Below are 15425 nucleotides of genomic sequence, written 5' to 3'. Positions count from 1 at the left end.
CGGGGGCCGGGGCTGACAGAATCGCTCGCACGACCGGCCGGGCGGCCGTCGAGCATCCCGGGGGTGCCGATCGGGGGAGGGTGAGCGGATGAGCGGCGGAGAGCGGGAGGGCGCGCGGCGGCGGTGGAGTCTCGGGCCGCCGGGCGGAGCCGCGTGGAGCTTCCCCTGGTCGTCCGGCGAGCCGGGGCAGGGGGCCGAGGACCTGGTGACCGGGCTGCTGTCCGCGGCGCTGGAGGCGCGCCGCCGCCGCGACGAGACCGAGTTCCGGCGATGCGTGAAGGTCCTCGCGCAGGGCCAGGGGCTGCGCCAGGTCGTGGACCGGGCCCTGCTTGACGCCCTGAACCGGCATGTGACGCTCGCCTGGCGCGGCGGCTGGCAGCCCGCCGACGTCGTACGGCTGGTGGTCCGGCGGCTGGAGGCCCGGCACGTCCGCCTCGTGACCGACGCCGTCGCGGCCGAGATGCGTGCCTACGCCGCGGCGACCGTGGACGATCGCTGGCTCGACCAACTCGACGCCATCGGTGCGACGGTGTGGTGGGGCCGCGACGAGGAGTACCTCCGTGACGACGGCGACCGGGCCGCGATGGTCGCCTGCGCGCTTCGGGTGATCCATCTGCTGGCCACGCTGCCGCCGCTGGAGCGGCTGTGCCCCGTGCCGGGAACGGCCAGGCGTACGCCCGGTGTCCGGGACGGCGCCGTCGACGAGCGGACGCTCGCCCGGGTGCGGGCCCTGCTGGCGAAGGCCGAGTCGACCGAGTTCGAGGCGGAGGCCGAGACGTTCACCGCCGCGGCCCAGGCGCTGATGGCCCGGCACAGCATCGACGCCGCGCTGCTCGCCTCCCAGGCGACCGCCGGCCCGGGAGGAGCCGGCCGGCCGGAGGGGCGCCGGCTGGGGGTCGACGCGCCCTACGAGGGCCCGAAGGCGATGCTGCTGGACGTCATCGCCTCCGCCAACCACTGCCGCTCGGTGTGGAGCCGTCATTTCGGGTTCGCCACCGTTCTCGGGTTCCCCGCGGACCTGGCCGCGGTGGAGGTGCTGTTCACCTCACTGCTGGTGCAGGCCACGACCGCGCTGAGGCTGGCCGGATCCCGCAGGGACGGCTCCGGCCGTTCCCGCACGCGGTCGTTCCGGCAGTCGTTCCTCGCGGCGTACGCCCAGCGGATCGGCGAGCGGCTGCGGGAAGCGGCGGGAGAGGCGGTGCGGGAGGCGGCCGCCGATGCCGGGCGCGACCTGCTGCCGGTGCTGGCGGCCCGGGAACAGGCCGTCGAGGCGAAGGTCGAGGAGATCTTCCCGACGCTGACCATGGTCGGCGCGGGCGCGGTCAGCAACCGGGAGGGCTGGATCTCCGGCCGGGCCGCCGCCGACCGGGCCGTCCTCGACGCCCGCGGGAAGATCGCAGGGGGAGGCCACTGATCCGAGGCATACCTGGGGCTCCGGAACCTCCCGGACCGGGCATGATGGGTCGCGCAGGCAGCGGTGTGAGCAAGGAGTGGCCGTGAGCAGATACGAGCGGTGGAACACCTTGTTGGAGCTGCTCGCCGAGAGTGGACACCTCGACGTGGAGGAGACGGCCGAGCACCTCGGCGTGTCGCCCGCCACGGTGCGGCGGGACTTCGACGAGCTGGCCTCCCAGCAGCTCCTCACCCGCACGCGCGGCGGGGCGTCGGCGCACAGCGTCACCTATGACCTGCCCCTGCGATACAAGGTCGCCAGGCACGCCCCGGAGAAGCAGCGCATCGGAGCGGCGGCGGCCGCCATGGTCCCCGCCGGCGCCACCGTGGGCCTGAACGGCGGCACGACGCTGACGGAGGTCGGCCGGGCGCTGGCCACGCGCCCCGACCTGAACACCGACCAGCGGGGCCCGGTGGTGACCGTGGTGACCAACGCCCTGAACATCGCCAACGAACTGGTGCTCCGCCCGCAGATCCACGTCGTCACCACGGGCGGCTCCGCCCGGCCCCAGTCATACGAGCTGATCGGCCCGATCGCCGCCGGCATGCTGGAGCGCGTCGCTCTGGACCTGGCGATCCTGGGGGTCGACGCCCTGCACCTGGAACACGGCGCGAGCGCCCACAACGAGGGGGAGGCGGCGGTCAACCAGATCATGGCCTCCCGCGCGCAGCAGGTCGTCATCGTGGCGGACAGCTCGAAGCTCGGCAGGCGGGCGTTCGCGCGGATCTGCCCGGTGAACCAGATCGACATCCTCGTCACCGACAGCGCGGCGACCGAGGAACAGACGGCGCCCTTCGCCGACGCGGGTGTCAAGGTCGTGCGCGCCTGAGAAATCCCCCGGGCGCGCGCCCGGGTCATGTCAAGAGGCCAGTACGCCGAGGAGGTGGGCGACCTCCCGGGTGACCGCGTCGCGGCCCGCCTTGAGGTATTTGCGCGAGTCGACCACGGACGTGTCGGCGGTCAGGCGGTCGCGGACCGCCGCCGTGAACGCCTTGTTGAGATGGGTCGCGATATTGATCTTCTTCATGCCGTGACGTACGGCCGCCCGGATGGTCGCGTCCGGAACCCCGGAGGAGCCGTGGAGCACCAGCGGGACCGGGACGGCGGCGTGGAGCTCGGCGATCAGGCCGAGATCGAGGACCGCGTCCTTCGTGGTCATGGCGTGGGAGCTGCCGACCGCGACGGCCAGGGCGTCCACCCCGGTCCTCTCGACGTAGCCGGCGGCCTCGTCGGGTCTGGTCCTGGCGCCCGGGGCGTGCACGCCGTCCTTGCCGCCGATCTCCCCGAGCTCGGCCTCCACCCACACCCCGCGCTCGTGGCACCAGCGCGCCACCTCGGCCGTGGCCGTCGCGTTGGCCTCGTGATCCAGGGCGGACGCGTCGTACATCACCGAGCCGAGGCCCAGGCCGACGGCCTCCTCGACCAGGGACCTGTCGGTGGCATGGTCGAGGTGCACGGCCACCGGAACGGCGGCGGCCCGGGCCAGGGCGAGCGACGCCAGCGCGACCGGGGCCAGCGCGCCGTGGTAGCGCACGCAGTTCTCGCTGATCTGCAGCACCACCGGGACGCCGGCGGCCTCGGCGCCCGCGACGATGGCCTCCGCGTGTTCGAGCTGGATCATGTTGAACGCGCCCAGGCCGAGGGGCGCGTCGCGGATGATGTCGCCGATGCCGGCGAGGGGCATGGTGGGCCTCCGAAGGTCCGGGTCAGGGGTGGTGGGGTTCGACGGTGATGTCGGGGTGGACGCGCCGGTAGACGCCGGGATCGACGTCGCCCGCGACGGGGGTGGCGACGGCGGCGGCGCCGAGGGCGGCGGCACGGCGGAGCCGTTCCGGCCACGGCGTGCCCTCCACCAGGCCGAGCGCGAGTCCCGCCACCAGCGCGTCTCCGGCGCCGGTCGGATTGCCCTCCACCCGGTAGGGCATGCGGGCCCGCCAGGTCCCCTCCGGGGTCGCGGCGAGCACGCCGTCCGCCCCCAGCGAGACCACGACCGAGCCGGCGCCCTCGTCCCTCAGGAGGCGGGCTCCGGTGGCGATGTCCAGCGCCTCCCCGGCGTCCGGGCGCAGCGCGCGGGCGAGCTCCTCGGCGTTGGGTTTGAGCACGGCGGGCCGGCCGGCGGGGGCGTGGCGCAGGGGAGCGCCGTCGGCGTCCACGACGGCCGGGACGTCGTGCCGGGCGGCGACGGCGGCCAGCGTGGCGTAGAGGTCGGCGGGCAGTCCGCGCGGGAGGCTGCCGGAGATCACCACGGCGGACGCCCCGCCGAGGGCCCGCTCGTACGCGTCGAGGAACCGCGCCAGCTCCTCCGGGGTGACCACCGGCCCCGGCTCGTTGAACAGCGTGGTCCTCCGGGCCCCGCGGACGGCGAGGGTGGTGCGGGTCTCTCCCGCGATGGGGGTGAACGCGGCGGGGACGCCGGCCGCGGCCAGGTCGGCGAGCACGGCGTCGCCGGTCGGGCCGCCGGCCAGGCCGACGGCGAGGACCTCGTGGCCGAGTGCGGTGAGGACGCGGGCCACGTTGACGCCCTTGCCGCCCGCCCTGCGGTGCACGCCGCGCACGCGGTTGACGCCGTCCCAGTCGACGTCGTCGACGCCGTAGGTGACGTCGAGCGCCGCGTTCACCGTGACGGTGAGGATCACGCGGGTCACGGCGATTCGGTGAGGACGACCGATCGGGTGAGGTGCGCCGGCGCGTCGGGGTCGAGACCGCGGGCGTGCGCCCTGGCGACCGCGAGCCGTTGCACCAGGATGAGCTCGGCCATGGGGTCGAGGCCGCCCTCCACGAACGTGGCGCCGGTGGCCTCCACCTCGCCCCGCAGCCCGCGCGGCACCGGGCCGAACGCCCACGTGACGCGGCCGGGCGCGGCGATGCTGATCGGGCCGTGGCGATACTCCATGGCGAGGTAGGCCTCCGTCCACGACTGCGAGGCCTCCCGCATCTTCAGCGCCGCCTCCCGCGCCAGGCCGTACGTCCAGCCGGTGCCGAGGAAGGAGAACTGCTCCGCGGCCACGAGGCCGGGGGACAGCGGTTCGGCGAGCGCGCGCTCCGCGTCGGCGATCGCCCGGGTGAGGTCCTCGTCGAGGTGCGCCCGCAGCATGGCGAGCTGCGCGGTGGCGAACCGCGTCTGCACGACCGACCGCTCGTCGGCGAAGTCGAGGACGACGACCTCGTCGGCGAGGGACATGACCGGTGTGTGCGGGTCGGCGGTGACCGCGGCCGTCCGGGCACGTTCCCCGCCCTGCTCGCGGATGCGGCGGAGCAGGTCGAGCACCTCGGTCGTGGTGCCCGACCTGGTGAGCGCCAGCACCCGGTCGTAACGGCGGCCGATCGGGGCCTCGGAGGCGGGGAAGGCGTCGGTCTCGCCGTGCCCCGCGCCCTCGCGGAGCGCGGCGTAGGCCTGGGCGATGAACCACGAGGTGCCGCAGCCGACCACCGCCACCCGTTCGCCCTTCGCCGGCAGGGCGCCGGAGGAGGCCAGGCCGGCGGCGCGGCTCCAGCAGGCCGGCTGGGACGCGATCTCGGTCTCGGTGTGACTCACGGGCCCTCCAGTGCTCATTGATGCAAGATTTGTAGCACTATCGAGCAGTTCCGAGCAATGGAGGACGCCGTACGGTCGTCGTGAACGCCAACGGAGCTGGACGGGTGACGACGTGATGTGCGCGAAATCAATGGGTTACGCGCAAGATCGCGCATCGTCCTTTCATGGGGTGCGTGGGAGCATTGGGTGAAGTAGTCTTCGCGCACGTACCGGGCGGGAGGTGGGATGGCGCGCATCGTCTTCGTCGGCGTCGGGGACGTGGAGCTGACGCGCAGGGTGGTCTCCGATCTTCTCCTCGCCCCCTCGCTGCGGGGCGAGCTGGAGATCGTGCTGCACGACGAGAACCCCGGGCAGCTCGCGACGGCAGAGGCCCTGGTCCGCGCGCTCGACGCCGAAGCCGGGTCGGTGGCGGCGATCGTCACCTGCCCGAGCAGGCGCAGGGCGCTGGACGGCGCCGACTTCGTCGTCGGCCACATCGACGTGGGCGGGTTCGAGGCGACCCTGCGCGACTTCGAGATCCCGCACAGGTACGGCCTGCGCCAGACGATCGGCGACACCATCGGCATCGGCGGCATCTTCCGCGGGCTGCGGACGATTCCGGTCTTCGTCGAGCTGGGCCGCGAGATGGCCGAGCTGTGCCCGGACGCCTGGCTGCTGAGCTGCAGCGACCCGATGGCGATGACGGGCTGGGCGGTGCAGGAGGCGACCGGTTTCAAGCGGTTCGCCGGGGTGTGCCACGCCGTCTGCGACACGCACGCGTACCTGGCCGATCTGGTCGGCCGAGGGCTGGACGAGGTCACGTTCCTCAGCGCGGGTCTCAACCACCAGTCGTTCGTGCTGCGGTTCGAGGCCGAGGGCCGCTCCCTGTATCCCAACCTCGACGAGGTGCTCGAGGCCGATCCCGAGCTGCGGCGGCACGTGCGGGTGGAGCTCTACCGCCGGTTCGGCTACTTCCCGACGCAGTCGAGCGAGCACGCCGCCGAGTACGTCCCGTGGTTCATGCGGCACAGCGAGGAGACCGCGCGCCTCGGGGTGCGTCCCGAGGAGTACCTGCGGCGGGTGGGCCACAGCCTGCACCTGTACGAGGAGACGCGGCGGGCGCTGTCGGCCGGCCGATCGCTGCTGGTGCGCTGGCAGCACCAGGAGCCCGCGGCCGCCGCGCTCCTGGCCATGCTGACCGGCCAGGAGAAGGAGGTCTACGTCAACGTCCCCAACCACGGGCTGATCGGCAACCTGCCCGAGGGCTGCTGCGTGGAGGTGCCCGCCCTGGTCGACGCCGACGGTGTCCACCCCCGGCCGGTGGGAGAGCTGCCCATCCAGCTCGTGGCGCTCAACCGCACGTTCCTCAACGTCGTCGAGCTGACCGTGCGCGCGGTGCTCGACGGCGACCGCAGGCACGTCCACCACGCCGCGATGCTCGACCCGAACACCGCCGCGACCCTGCCCCTGCCCGCGATCGAGGCGCTCTGCGACGAGCTGATCGAGGCGCACGGCGACCTGCTGCCGGAGGGCGTCCGATTCGCAGGGAGCAGACCATGACCGACTCCATGCCCACGGAGGTGCGGCGGGAGCGCATGCTCGGCATGCTCATGGAGCAGGAGTTCGCCCGGGTCGCCGAGCTCGCCGAGGCGTTCGGCGTCTCCAGCGTCACCGTACGCGCCGACCTGGACGCGCTGGAGGAGCAGGGACGCATCCGCCGGGTGCGCGGCGGGGCCGTCGCGGCCGGCCCGCCGCGGCGCACCGAGCCGTCGTTCGAGCTGTCGCTCGGCACGGCGGCCGTGGAGAAGGCGCTGATCGCCAAGGCGGCGGCCCGGCTGGTCGGCTCGGGGGAGAGCGTGATGATGGGCGCGGGGACCACCACCGCCTACGTGGCCAGGGAGCTCGTCGCCCGGGCCGACCTCACCGAGGTCACCGTCTTCACCAACGGCCTGCGTACGGCGCTGGAGCTGGAGCCCGCGCTGCCCCGCTTCGCCGTCGTCGTGACCGGGGGGAGCCTGCGCCGCCAGCAGCACTCCCTGGTGGATCCGCTCGGCGGCAAGGCCATCGAGGGCATCCGGGTGGACACCGTCTTCATCGGCTGCGGCGGCGTCCACCCGGACGTCGGGATCACCAACGTGAACCTGCCCGACGCGGAGATGAAGCAGCGCATGCTGCGGACGGCCGGCCGCCGCATCGTGGTCGCCGACTCCTCCAAGCTCGGGGCGATCGGGATGGCGCCGATCTGCCCGCTGTCGGAGATCGACCTGCTCATCACGGGAGAGTCGGCCGATCCGGCGACGGTGGCCGTGCTCCGCGATCGCGGCCTCAAGGTGGAGATCGCGGCCTGAGGCGGCGGGCGTCAGCCGGCGAGGATCGCGCGCAGCGCCTCGGGAAGCAGGTCGCCGTGCGCCCGGGTCAGGTCGTCGCACAGCCGCCAGATCTCCTCCAGCGACAGCGTCGCCGACGTGTTCGGGTCCACCATCATGGCGTGCCGCACGTGCTCCGGCCGTCCCTCCCGCGCGGCCCGCACGGTCAGCTCGTTGACGTTGACGTACGCCCGGTTGAGCGCGGCGCACTGCGGCGGGAGGGCGCCGACCCGGGTGGGCAGCACCCCGGTCGCGTCCACCGCGCACGGCACCTCGACCACGCACCCGGGCGGCAGGTTGGCGATCAGCCCGTCGTTGACGACGTTGCCGTAGACCACGCGTGGCGTGCCGGTCACGACGCTGTGGATGATCTGCGGGGCGTACTCGCCGGTGCCCTCCACGGGCAGGTCCCCGCCGTGCCGTACGGCGTCGCGGGTGCGCTTGTACTCGCGCACGTTCTCCTCGCTGATCCGCACGTACTCGCCCACCGGGATGCGCAGCCGGTCGATCTCGTCGTCGTGGCGCAGCAGCCAGGGCAGATACTCGGCCGAATGCTCGCTGGTCTCGGTCGGATAGTGGCCCAGGCGCCGGTACATCTCCACCCGCACCCGGCGGCGCAGCTCCGGGTCGCGGGCGATGACGTCGTCCAGCCGGTCGTACAGGTTCTCGCCGTCCCGCTCGAACCGCAGCACCCACGCCTGGTGGTTCACCCCGGCCGCCAGGTACGCCACCTCCTCGTACGGCACGGCCACGAGATCCGCCAGCCCCCGCATGGTCCAGTAGACCGAGTGGCACAGGCCGACGACGTTGCGCACCTTGCCGCTGAGATACCAGACGTTCATGGCCATCGGGTTGGTGTAGTTGAGCAGCAGGGCGTCGGGGCAGACGGCGGCCATGTCGGCCGCGAGGGCGTCCAGGACCGGGAAGGTGCGCAGCGCCCGGAAGATCCCGCCGACCCCGATCGTGTCGGCGATCGTCTGCCGCAGGCCATAGCGGGCGGGGATCTCGAAGTCGGTGACGGTCGCGTCGTGCCCGCCCACCTGGATGATGTTGACGACGAAGTCGGCGCCGTCGAGCGCGGCCCGGCGGTCGAGGTCGGCGGTGACCGCCGGCCGGGCGCCGCGGGCCGCCGCGATCCGGTGCGCGACGGTCTCGGCGACCCGCAGCCGCTCGGCGTCGATGTCGTGCAGCGCGATCCTGGCCTCCCGCAGTTCGGGATAGGCCAGCAGGTCCGCGAGCAGGCCCTGGGTGAAGACGACGCTTCCCGCGCCGATGAAGGCGATCTTCGGGTTTCTCATCGGGTGACTACTTCCTCCCAGGTCGGCTGCGCCGCTGTGCCCCCCGCGGCTCGGGTGGAGAGGGTGCCGCAGGCCACCGCGACCTCCAGGGCGCGGTGGAGCGGGAGCCCGCGCAGGCGGGCCGCGAGGAGGCCGGCGTTGAAGCTGTCGCCGGCCCCGACCGTGTCGACCACGGCGGTCCGGGCGGCCGGCACGCGGACCGGCTCGCCCTCGTGGATCGTCAGCGCGCCGTCGCCGCCGCATTTGACCACGGGCGTGGTGCCCCGGGCGGCGAGGTCGCGTACGGCGCCTTCGAGGTCGCCGTCGGCGCGCCCGGCGATGGCGAGGGCCTCGCGCTCGTTCGGCAGCAGGACGCCGGTCAGCGGCAGGACCTCGTCGAGCCCCTGCCAGCGGCCCGACGGGTCGTCGTTGGTGTCCAGGGATGTGGTGGCCCCCGCGGCCCGTGCCGTACGGAACAGGGCGGGCAGGCCGGAGGCCAGCCGGGGCTGCAGGAAGTAGGACGAGACGTGGACGTGGGCGGCGCGTTCCAGCAGCTCCGCCGGCACGTCGCCCGGTTCGAGCCGGTCCAGGCAGCCGGGCGCGGTCAGGATGGCCCGGTCGCCGCCGTCGGCCAGCACCACGGTGAGGGCCGTCGGCGCGGCGGGGTCAACGACGCAGGCGGCGACGTCCACCCCGCTGCGGGTGAGCGCGTCGAGCACGAACGCGCCCGCGGCGTCGTCGCCCACGCGGCCGGCGAAGGCGGTGCGCAGGCCCAGCCGGGCCGCGCCGCAGGCCGTGATCGCCCCCGATCCGCCGAGCACCAGCGCGCCGGCCTCGACGAGCCGCTCGCGCTGGCCGAACTCCGGAACGCGCGGCGCTCCCGTGACGACCACGTCGGGGTTCGCGTCACCGACGACGAGCAGGTCGAAATCTGGTCTCCCCATGGACCGGAACGGTCCCAGCACCTTCGATAACTTGTCAAGTCTTTCGATAAGGGCCGGAAACGGACACCATAAGGGGTAAATACAGCGCCTTCGAAGGTATTGACAAGGTTTCGAAAGCGGCCATTATGGTCTCCAACATCCCGCCCGCACCGGCTCGTCCCGGTGGTCTCAGGAGGTCTGGAGATGCCGCGACGATGACGACCGCGACCCTCACGAAAACGGAGACCGCCGGCGCCGCCCTGCCCCGCCGCAGACGCGGGGACGGCAGAGTGGCGCTGGCCTTCCTGGCGCCCGTGCTCATCGGGTTCGCCGCCTTCTACGTCTATCCGGCCGTACGCGGAGCCTGGTACTCCCTGACGGACTGGAACCTGCTGTCCGAGCCCGGGTTCGTCGGCCTGGACAACTACGCCGAGCTCGTCGGGGACCCGCTGTTCTGGAACTCGCTGAAGGTCACCGCCTACTACGTGGTGCTCACCGTCGGGATGCAGATCGTCGCGGGCCTCGGCCTGGCCGCCCTGATGCACCGCCTCACCCGGTCGCTCGTACTCCGCTCGCTGCTGGTCGTGCCCTGGCTGGTGCCCAACGTGACCTCGGCACTGCTGTGGATGTGGCTGCTCGACGCCAACCTCGGCTTCTTCAACCACCTGCTGGTCAGCCTCGGCCTGGACAACCAGGGCTTCCTGACCTCGCCCGGGCTCGCGATGCCGAGCGTGGCCGCGATCAACGCCTGGGGCGCCACGGGATACACCACGCTGCTGCTGTACGCCGGGATGCTGCTGGTGCCGCGGCAGATCTATGAGGCGGCGGCACTCGACGGCACCGGCGAGGTGCGCCAGTTCTTCCGCATCACCCTGCCGCTGCTCCGCCCCATCCTGGCGTTCGTCCTGGTGGTCTCGCTGATCGACTCGTTCCAGCTGTTCGACACCGTCGCGGTGACCACGAAGGGCGGACCGGTGGACGCCACCCGCGTCGTCTACTTCTACATCTACGAGGAGGCGTTCACCCACTTCAAGATGGGATACGCCTCGGCGCTGGCGCTGAGCCTGGTGCTCATCCTCGGCCTGCTGACCTTCGTCCAGATGCGCCTCCTGCGCGCCTCGCGCTCGGACCTCGCATGAGCGCGCCGGTGAGCATGAGCGCGCCGGTCGGTGTGGGCGCACGGGCGAGTGTGGGCCGCCGGCGGCTGCGCCGCCTGCCGGCCTGGATCTGCCTGATCCTCGCTCTCGGGATCTCGCTCTTCCCGCTGTGGTGGATGCTGCGGACCGCGATCACCCCCGGCCCGGAACTGCCGTCGGACAACGCCGGGCTGCTGCCCCGGCACCCCACGCTGATCAACTTCGAGCGCGTGCTCGGCCTGGTGAGCCGGGATGAGGCCCGCGCGGCCGGCGGGTCGGGGGCGAACCTCAGCTTCTTCCTCTATCTGCGCAACTCCGTCGTCTACACCGGCCTGATCACCTGCGCGCAGACGATCTTCTGCGCCATGGCCGGGTACGCGTTCGCGCGGCTGCGCTTCCGCGGCAGGGACGCCCTGTTCAACGTGTTCGTCGCCGCGCTGATGGTGCCCCCGATCTTCACCCTGCTGCCCAACTTCGCCCTGGTGAAGCAACTCGGGTGGCTCAACACCTATCAGGGCCTGGTCGCCCCCAGCCTGCTCATGACGCCGTTCGCGGTGTTCTTCCTGCGCCAGTTCTTCCTCGGCATCCCCCGGGACGTCGAGCAGGCGGCGTTCATCGACGGAGCCGGGCCTTGGACGATCTTCTGGCGGGTGGTGGTGCCCATGACCAAGGGGCCGCTGTTCACCCTGGCGCTGACGACCGCGGTGTGGACCTGGAACGACTACCTGTGGCCGCTGCTCGTGGCGCCGGGCGAGGACACCCGCGTGCTCACCGCCGCGCTCGGCATCTTCCTCAAGCAGTCGCCCAACACCTCGCCCGACTGGACCGGCCTGATGGCGGGCTCCGCCCTGTCGGTCGTCCCCGTCCTGCTGCTGGTGGTCTTCTTCGGCCGCCGCCTCGTGGACTCCATCCAGTTCTCCGGCATGAAGGGTTGACGTTGACTTCCTCCCGGCCCTAAAGGACCGGGATTCCCGCCCTTACGGGCTGGGCTTCCTGCTTCACCGCCGACCGCCGAAGGGAGGACCCTTGCGGACTCACGTCAGCTCCACAGGCAGACACCGCTCGACCAGCGGCCAGAATGTTCTTGGCGGCGTTGACGTCCCGGTCGTGCCGGGCACCGCATCCCGGGCACGACCAGTGCCGGGTGGAAAGCGACAGCGTGGCGAGCAGGTGCCCGCACGCGCTGCACGTTTTCGAGCTGGGATACCAGCGGTCGATCACAACCAAGCGCCGCCCGGCACGCGCGGTCTTGTACTCCAACTGACGACGGAACTCCCCCCACCCACAATCGGAGATCACCCGCGCCAGGGAGCGGTTGCGGACCATCCCGCGCACGTTGAGGTCCTCGATCACGATCAGGTCGTGGTCGCGGACCAGCCGCGTGGAGGTGCGGTGCAGGAAGTCGGCGCGGGCGTCCCGCACCTTGGTGTGGGCGCGGGCGATCTTCACTTTGGCTTTGGCGCGGTTGCTCGACCCGCGCTGCTTGCGGGCCATACGCCGCTGGTAGCGGGCCAGGTTCTTGGCCTTGCGTTCCAGATGGCGGGGATTGGGGATCTTGCCGCCGGTGGACAGGACGGCGAAGTGGGTCACGCCGAGGTCGATCCCGACCTGGCCACCGGTGGCGGGCAGCGGCTCGGGTCCGGTCGCGGTCTCCACCGCCAGGGAGGCGTACCAGCGGCCGTCGCTGTCGCGGGAGATGGTCACCGTGGCCGGGTCGATCGAGGCAGGGTCGACCTCCGGCCAGGACCAGACGAACGCGATCGGGTCGCCCATCTTCGCGAGAAACAGTCGCCCGTCGCGCCAGCGGAACGCCGACCGTGTGTAGGTGGCCGACTGGCGGCCATGCCGGGGCTTGAACCGCGGGTATTTGGCGCGTCCGGCGAAGAAGTTCACGAACGCGGTGTGCTGGTGCCGCAACGCCTGCTGCAGCGGGACGCTGGAGACCTCGTACAGGAAGTCGTGGTCGCCGCCGCGTTTCAACTCGGTCAGATACCGGTCGGTCTGCGCATAAGAGGTCCTCATGCACTCGGCACGGTAGCGGGCCTGCCGCCACGCCAGGACCCTGTTCCAGACCAGGCGTACGCAGCCGAACGTGCGGTTCAACACCGCGGCTTGCTCGGCGGTGGGATAGACCCGCACCTTGTAGGCCGTACGCATGTTCGAATTGTACAAGCCCTTTGCCTAGCGGTCAGCGAAAGGAGCAAATCATGAGCGCTTGGCGCTCTGGGCTGTCCCGGCTTCGCCGGACCACCCCTTGCGGGGGCCGGATTCCTCCCGGCCCTGAAGGACCGGGCTTCCTTTGGAGGATCCGGTGAAGAAGGCATTCATGGCGGTGACCGCCCTGCTCCTGACGGCGGCCTGCGGCGGGGGTGGCGGCCCGGCGGACGCCGGCGGCGTCACGCTCACCTACGCGCTGTGGGACGACGTCCAGCAGGGCGCGTACCAGCAGTGCGCCGACGCGTTCCACAAGGCCAATCCGGACATCACCATCAAGATCTCGCAGAGCGCGTGGGACCAGTACTGGCAGAACCTCACCACCCAGATGGTCTCCGGCGGCGCCCCCGACGTGATCACGATGCAGGCGTCGTACTATCCCCAGTTCGTCGCGAACGGCCAGCTGCTGGACATCCAGCCGATGGTGACGGCCGACAGGATCGACCTGGGGCAGTACTGGCCCGGCCTGGCCGACCTCTGGGTGAAGGACGGCAAGCGGTACGGCCTGCCCAAGGACTGGGACACGATCGCGATCGTCTACAACGTGGACATGGCGAAGAAGGCGGGCGTGGACATGTCCGGCCTGACCTGGAACCCCGCCGACGGCGGCACCTTCGAGAAGGCCATCGCCCACCTGACCGTGGACGCGAACGGCAAGCGCGGCGACGAGCCCGGCTTCGACAAGACCAAGGTCGCCGTGCACGGCATCGTGCCCGAGCTGAACGACGGCTCGCAGGGCCAGAACGGCTGGGGCGACCTGGCGGTCTCCAACGGCTTCACGTTCATCGACAAGAACCCGTTCGGCACCCGCTACTTCTACGACAGCCCCGAGCTCGCCGAGACCGCGGACTGGTTCAGGCGCCTGGCCGACAAGGGGTACGCCACGCCGTACGACAAGACGAGCTCGCTGGGCCCGGACACGATGCTGAACGCGGGCAAGGGCGCGCTCGGCATCACCGGCTCCTGGATGATCAGGACATACCTCGACTCGAAGTCGCAGAAGTTCGCCTTCGCGCCGCTGCCGACCGGGCCGCAGGGCCGCAAGTCCGCCTTCAACGGCCTCGCCGACGTCATCTACGCGGGCACCGAGCACAAGGACGCCGCCTGGAAGTGGGTGAAGTTCCTCGGCTCGACGGCCTGCCAGGACATCGTCGCCGACAACGCGGTGGTCTTCCCGGCCATCGCCTCCTCGGTGGAACGCGCGCTCAAGGCCCACAAGGCGGCGGGCCGCGACGTGCAAATGTTCGTCGACGAGGCCAAGGCGCCCGGCGGGACGTTCCTGCTGCCCGTCAGCGACCACGGCGACGAGATCAACCAGATCGTCTCCACCGCGATGGAGGAGGTCTGGCTCGGCCAGAAGGACGCGCGCACCGCGCTGACCGCGGCCAACCAGAAGGTCAACGCCCTATTCTCCGGTGGCTGAGCTCTCCGGCGGCTGATCGCGCCTTCCGGAGCACACCGAGCACCCGAGAGGAGGTTCCCTTCCCCGTGCTGGCGTGCGCCCTGCCGACCTCCCTGGGCCACGCCACTCCACACCGTCGAGAGCATCCCCCGGGGGCGAGGCGGTGTGGAGAGTGCGGAACAGCACGCATGCGCCCCGCCGATCTCACTGCGAGGAAGAACATGCGCATTCTCCGATACCCGGCGGCGATGCTCGCCGCCTGCACGGCGTTCCTCGGCGCGCTCTTCGGCGCCCCGGCCGCCGCGGACGCGGCGGCCCTGCCCGCACCCGTCTCGTGCGCCGGCTGCTGGCATCCCGCGCTGAACACGAGCTGGCAGTGGCAGCTCAGCTCGGTGCCCGCGGAGCCGTTCCTGGACGTCGCGATGTACGACATCGACGGCTTCAACGCCACGGCGGCGACCGTCCAGCGGCTGCACGCCACCAAGACCGGCCGCAAGGTCGTCTGCTACATCAGCGCCGGGTCCTACGAGGACTGGCGGCCCGACGCCGGCTCCTTCCCCGCCTCCGTCCTCGGCAAGGCCCTCGACGGCTGGGCGGGCGAGCGCTGGCTCGACATCCGGCAGTACGGCGGCACGCTCGGCCAGATCATGCGGGCGCGGCTCGACATGTGCAGGTCCAAGGGCTTCGACGCCGTGGAGTTCGACAACGTCGACGGCTACACCAACAAGACCGGGTTCCCGCTCACCGCGGACGACCAGCTCCGCTACAACGCCTGGCTCGCGAACGAGGCCCACGCCCGCGGGCTGTCGGCGGGCCTGAAGAACGACAACGAGCAGATCCCTCAGCTCCTGCCGTACTTCGACTGGGCGTTGAACGAGCAGTGCTGGGAGTTCGGCGAGTGCACCACCGCGCAGAACGGCGACTACGGCCTCGACCAGTTCGTCAAGGCGGGCAAGGCCGTCTTCAACGTGGAGTACAACCTCGCCACCTCGAAGTTCTGCGCCAAGGCCAACGCGCAGAACTTCAACTCCCTGAAGAAGCGCCTCGATCTCGACGCCTACCGCGTCGCCTGCCGCTGATCGCCCACCGGCGGTGAGGACGCCGGGCTCCCGCACGGGGGCCCGGCGTTGCGTGCGTGAC

At 71.7% G+C, this 15425-nt stretch carries 14 protein-coding genes; 8 read left to right on the top strand and 6 right to left on the bottom strand.

Annotated elements, in window-relative coordinates; translation table 11 throughout:
* The first annotated feature begins 88 nt into the window (after positions 1 to 88).
* Together HHX35_RS15365 and HHX35_RS15360 are read left to right on the top strand one after the other, a co-directional pair.
* Positions 89 to 1414, top strand: coding sequence for a DUF2786 domain-containing protein (locus HHX35_RS15365; protein WP_182899511.1), 1326 nt, complete (start codon positions 89 to 91; stop codon positions 1412 to 1414).
* Positions 1415 to 1496: 82 nt separating this feature from the next.
* Positions 1497 to 2282, top strand: a complete 786-nt coding sequence (locus HHX35_RS15360; RefSeq protein WP_182899510.1) for a DeoR/GlpR family DNA-binding transcription regulator — start codon at positions 1497 to 1499, stop codon at positions 2280 to 2282.
* Positions 2283 to 2312: 30 nt separating this feature from the next.
* Here HHX35_RS15360 and HHX35_RS15355 read toward each other — a convergent pair whose 3' ends face one another.
* The 3 genes from HHX35_RS15355 to HHX35_RS15345 are packed head-to-tail and all read right to left on the bottom strand — an operon-like array spanning position 2313 to position 4988.
* Positions 2313 to 3137: a class II fructose-bisphosphate aldolase gene (locus HHX35_RS15355; RefSeq protein ID WP_182899509.1), complete on the bottom strand. Its 825-nt coding sequence runs from the start codon at positions 3135 to 3137 to the stop codon at positions 2313 to 2315.
* A 22-nt stretch (positions 3138 to 3159) separates the two neighbouring features.
* Positions 3160 to 4098: a 1-phosphofructokinase family hexose kinase gene (locus HHX35_RS15350; protein ID WP_310739107.1), complete on the bottom strand. Its 939-nt coding sequence runs from the start codon at positions 4096 to 4098 to the stop codon at positions 3160 to 3162.
* Positions 4095 to 4988 carry an SIS domain-containing protein gene (locus tag HHX35_RS15345; protein WP_182899508.1) on the bottom strand — a complete coding sequence of 298 codons (894 nt, stop codon included), beginning with the start codon at positions 4986 to 4988 and terminating at the stop codon, positions 4095 to 4097. The genes HHX35_RS15350 and HHX35_RS15345 overlap by 4 nt, the downstream gene beginning before the upstream one ends.
* A gap of 225 nt (positions 4989 to 5213) precedes the next feature.
* Here HHX35_RS15345 and HHX35_RS15340 point away from each other — a divergent pair, with 225 nt between their 5' ends.
* Both HHX35_RS15340 and HHX35_RS15335 read left to right on the top strand, forming a co-directional pair.
* Positions 5214 to 6527 carry an alpha-glucosidase/alpha-galactosidase gene (locus HHX35_RS15340; RefSeq protein WP_182899507.1) on the top strand — a complete coding sequence of 438 codons (1314 nt, stop codon included), beginning with the start codon at positions 5214 to 5216 and terminating at the stop codon, positions 6525 to 6527.
* Positions 6524 to 7315, top strand: coding sequence for a DeoR/GlpR family DNA-binding transcription regulator (locus tag HHX35_RS15335; protein WP_182899506.1), 792 nt, complete (start codon positions 6524 to 6526; stop codon positions 7313 to 7315). The genes HHX35_RS15340 and HHX35_RS15335 overlap by 4 nt, the downstream gene beginning before the upstream one ends.
* Positions 7316 to 7326: 11 nt before the next feature.
* Here the strand turns inward: HHX35_RS15335 and HHX35_RS15330 are convergent, their stop codons facing one another.
* Together HHX35_RS15330 and HHX35_RS15325 are read right to left on the bottom strand one after the other, a co-directional pair.
* Positions 7327 to 8631, bottom strand: a complete 1305-nt coding sequence (locus HHX35_RS15330; RefSeq protein ID WP_182899505.1) for an alpha-glucosidase/alpha-galactosidase — start codon at positions 8629 to 8631, stop codon at positions 7327 to 7329.
* Entirely contained in the window at positions 8628 to 9554 is a 927-nt protein-coding gene (locus HHX35_RS15325; protein ID WP_182899504.1) for a carbohydrate kinase family protein, read from the bottom strand. Before HHX35_RS15325 ends, HHX35_RS15330 begins: the two co-directional genes overlap by 4 nt.
* A gap of 194 nt (positions 9555 to 9748) precedes the next feature.
* Here HHX35_RS15325 and HHX35_RS15320 point away from each other — a divergent pair, with 194 nt between their 5' ends.
* Both HHX35_RS15320 and HHX35_RS15315 read left to right on the top strand, forming a co-directional pair.
* Entirely contained in the window at positions 9749 to 10672 is a 924-nt protein-coding gene (locus HHX35_RS15320; protein WP_182899503.1) for a carbohydrate ABC transporter permease, read from the top strand.
* A complete protein-coding gene (locus tag HHX35_RS15315; protein WP_220505459.1) occupies positions 10669 to 11604 on the top strand; it encodes a carbohydrate ABC transporter permease in 936 nt (311 codons plus the stop codon). Before HHX35_RS15320 ends, HHX35_RS15315 begins: the two co-directional genes overlap by 4 nt.
* A 19-nt stretch (positions 11605 to 11623) precedes the next feature.
* Here the strand turns inward: HHX35_RS15315 and HHX35_RS15310 are convergent, their stop codons facing one another.
* On the bottom strand, positions 11624 to 12826 hold the full coding sequence (locus HHX35_RS15310; protein ID WP_182899502.1) for an RNA-guided endonuclease TnpB family protein: 1203 nt from the start codon (positions 12824 to 12826) through the stop codon (positions 11624 to 11626).
* A 154-nt stretch (positions 12827 to 12980) separates the two neighbouring features.
* Between HHX35_RS15310 and HHX35_RS15305 the strand changes: the two genes are divergently transcribed.
* Both HHX35_RS15305 and HHX35_RS15300 read left to right on the top strand, forming a co-directional pair.
* Positions 12981 to 14306, top strand: a complete 1326-nt coding sequence (locus HHX35_RS15305) for a sugar ABC transporter substrate-binding protein (protein WP_220505458.1) — start codon at positions 12981 to 12983, stop codon at positions 14304 to 14306.
* Positions 14307 to 14506: 200 nt separating this feature from the next.
* Positions 14507 to 15364 (top strand): endo alpha-1,4 polygalactosaminidase, encoded by an 858-nt coding sequence (locus HHX35_RS15300; RefSeq protein WP_182899501.1) that lies wholly within the window; start codon positions 14507 to 14509, stop codon positions 15362 to 15364.
* Positions 15365 to 15425 lie beyond the last annotated feature (61 nt).

Origin of the sequence: Microbispora sp. H10830 (assembly GCF_014161375.1) — a bacterium.
Classification (GTDB): Bacteria; Actinomycetota; Actinomycetes; order Streptosporangiales; family Streptosporangiaceae; genus Microbispora; species Microbispora catharanthi.
This window is presented reverse-complemented; position numbering and strand designations above follow the sequence as displayed.

Bases quoted from the DNA above. Each gene is read 5' to 3' on its own strand.
- HHX35_RS15335 (WP_182899506.1), top strand. From the start codon at position 6,524: ATGACCGACTCCATGCCCACGGAGGTGCGGCGGGAGCGCATGCTCGGC.
- HHX35_RS15355 (WP_182899509.1), bottom strand. From the start codon at position 3,137: ATGCCCCTCGCCGGCATCGGCGACATCATCCGCGACGCGCCCCTCGGC.
- HHX35_RS15310 (WP_182899502.1), bottom strand. From the start codon at position 12,826: ATGCGTACGGCCTACAAGGTGCGGGTCTATCCCACCGCCGAGCAAGCC.
- HHX35_RS15315 (WP_220505459.1), top strand. From the start codon at position 10,669: ATGAGCGCGCCGGTGAGCATGAGCGCGCCGGTCGGTGTGGGCGCACGG.
- HHX35_RS15320 (WP_182899503.1), top strand. From the start codon at position 9,749: ATGACGACCGCGACCCTCACGAAAACGGAGACCGCCGGCGCCGCCCTG.
- HHX35_RS15325 (WP_182899504.1), bottom strand. From the start codon at position 9,554: ATGGGGAGACCAGATTTCGACCTGCTCGTCGTCGGTGACGCGAACCCC.
- HHX35_RS15330 (WP_182899505.1), bottom strand. From the start codon at position 8,631: ATGAGAAACCCGAAGATCGCCTTCATCGGCGCGGGAAGCGTCGTCTTC.
- HHX35_RS15340 (WP_182899507.1), top strand. From the start codon at position 5,214: ATGGCGCGCATCGTCTTCGTCGGCGTCGGGGACGTGGAGCTGACGCGC.
- HHX35_RS15300 (WP_182899501.1), top strand. From the start codon at position 14,507: ATGCGCATTCTCCGATACCCGGCGGCGATGCTCGCCGCCTGCACGGCG.
- HHX35_RS15365 (WP_182899511.1), top strand. From the start codon at position 89: ATGAGCGGCGGAGAGCGGGAGGGCGCGCGGCGGCGGTGGAGTCTCGGG.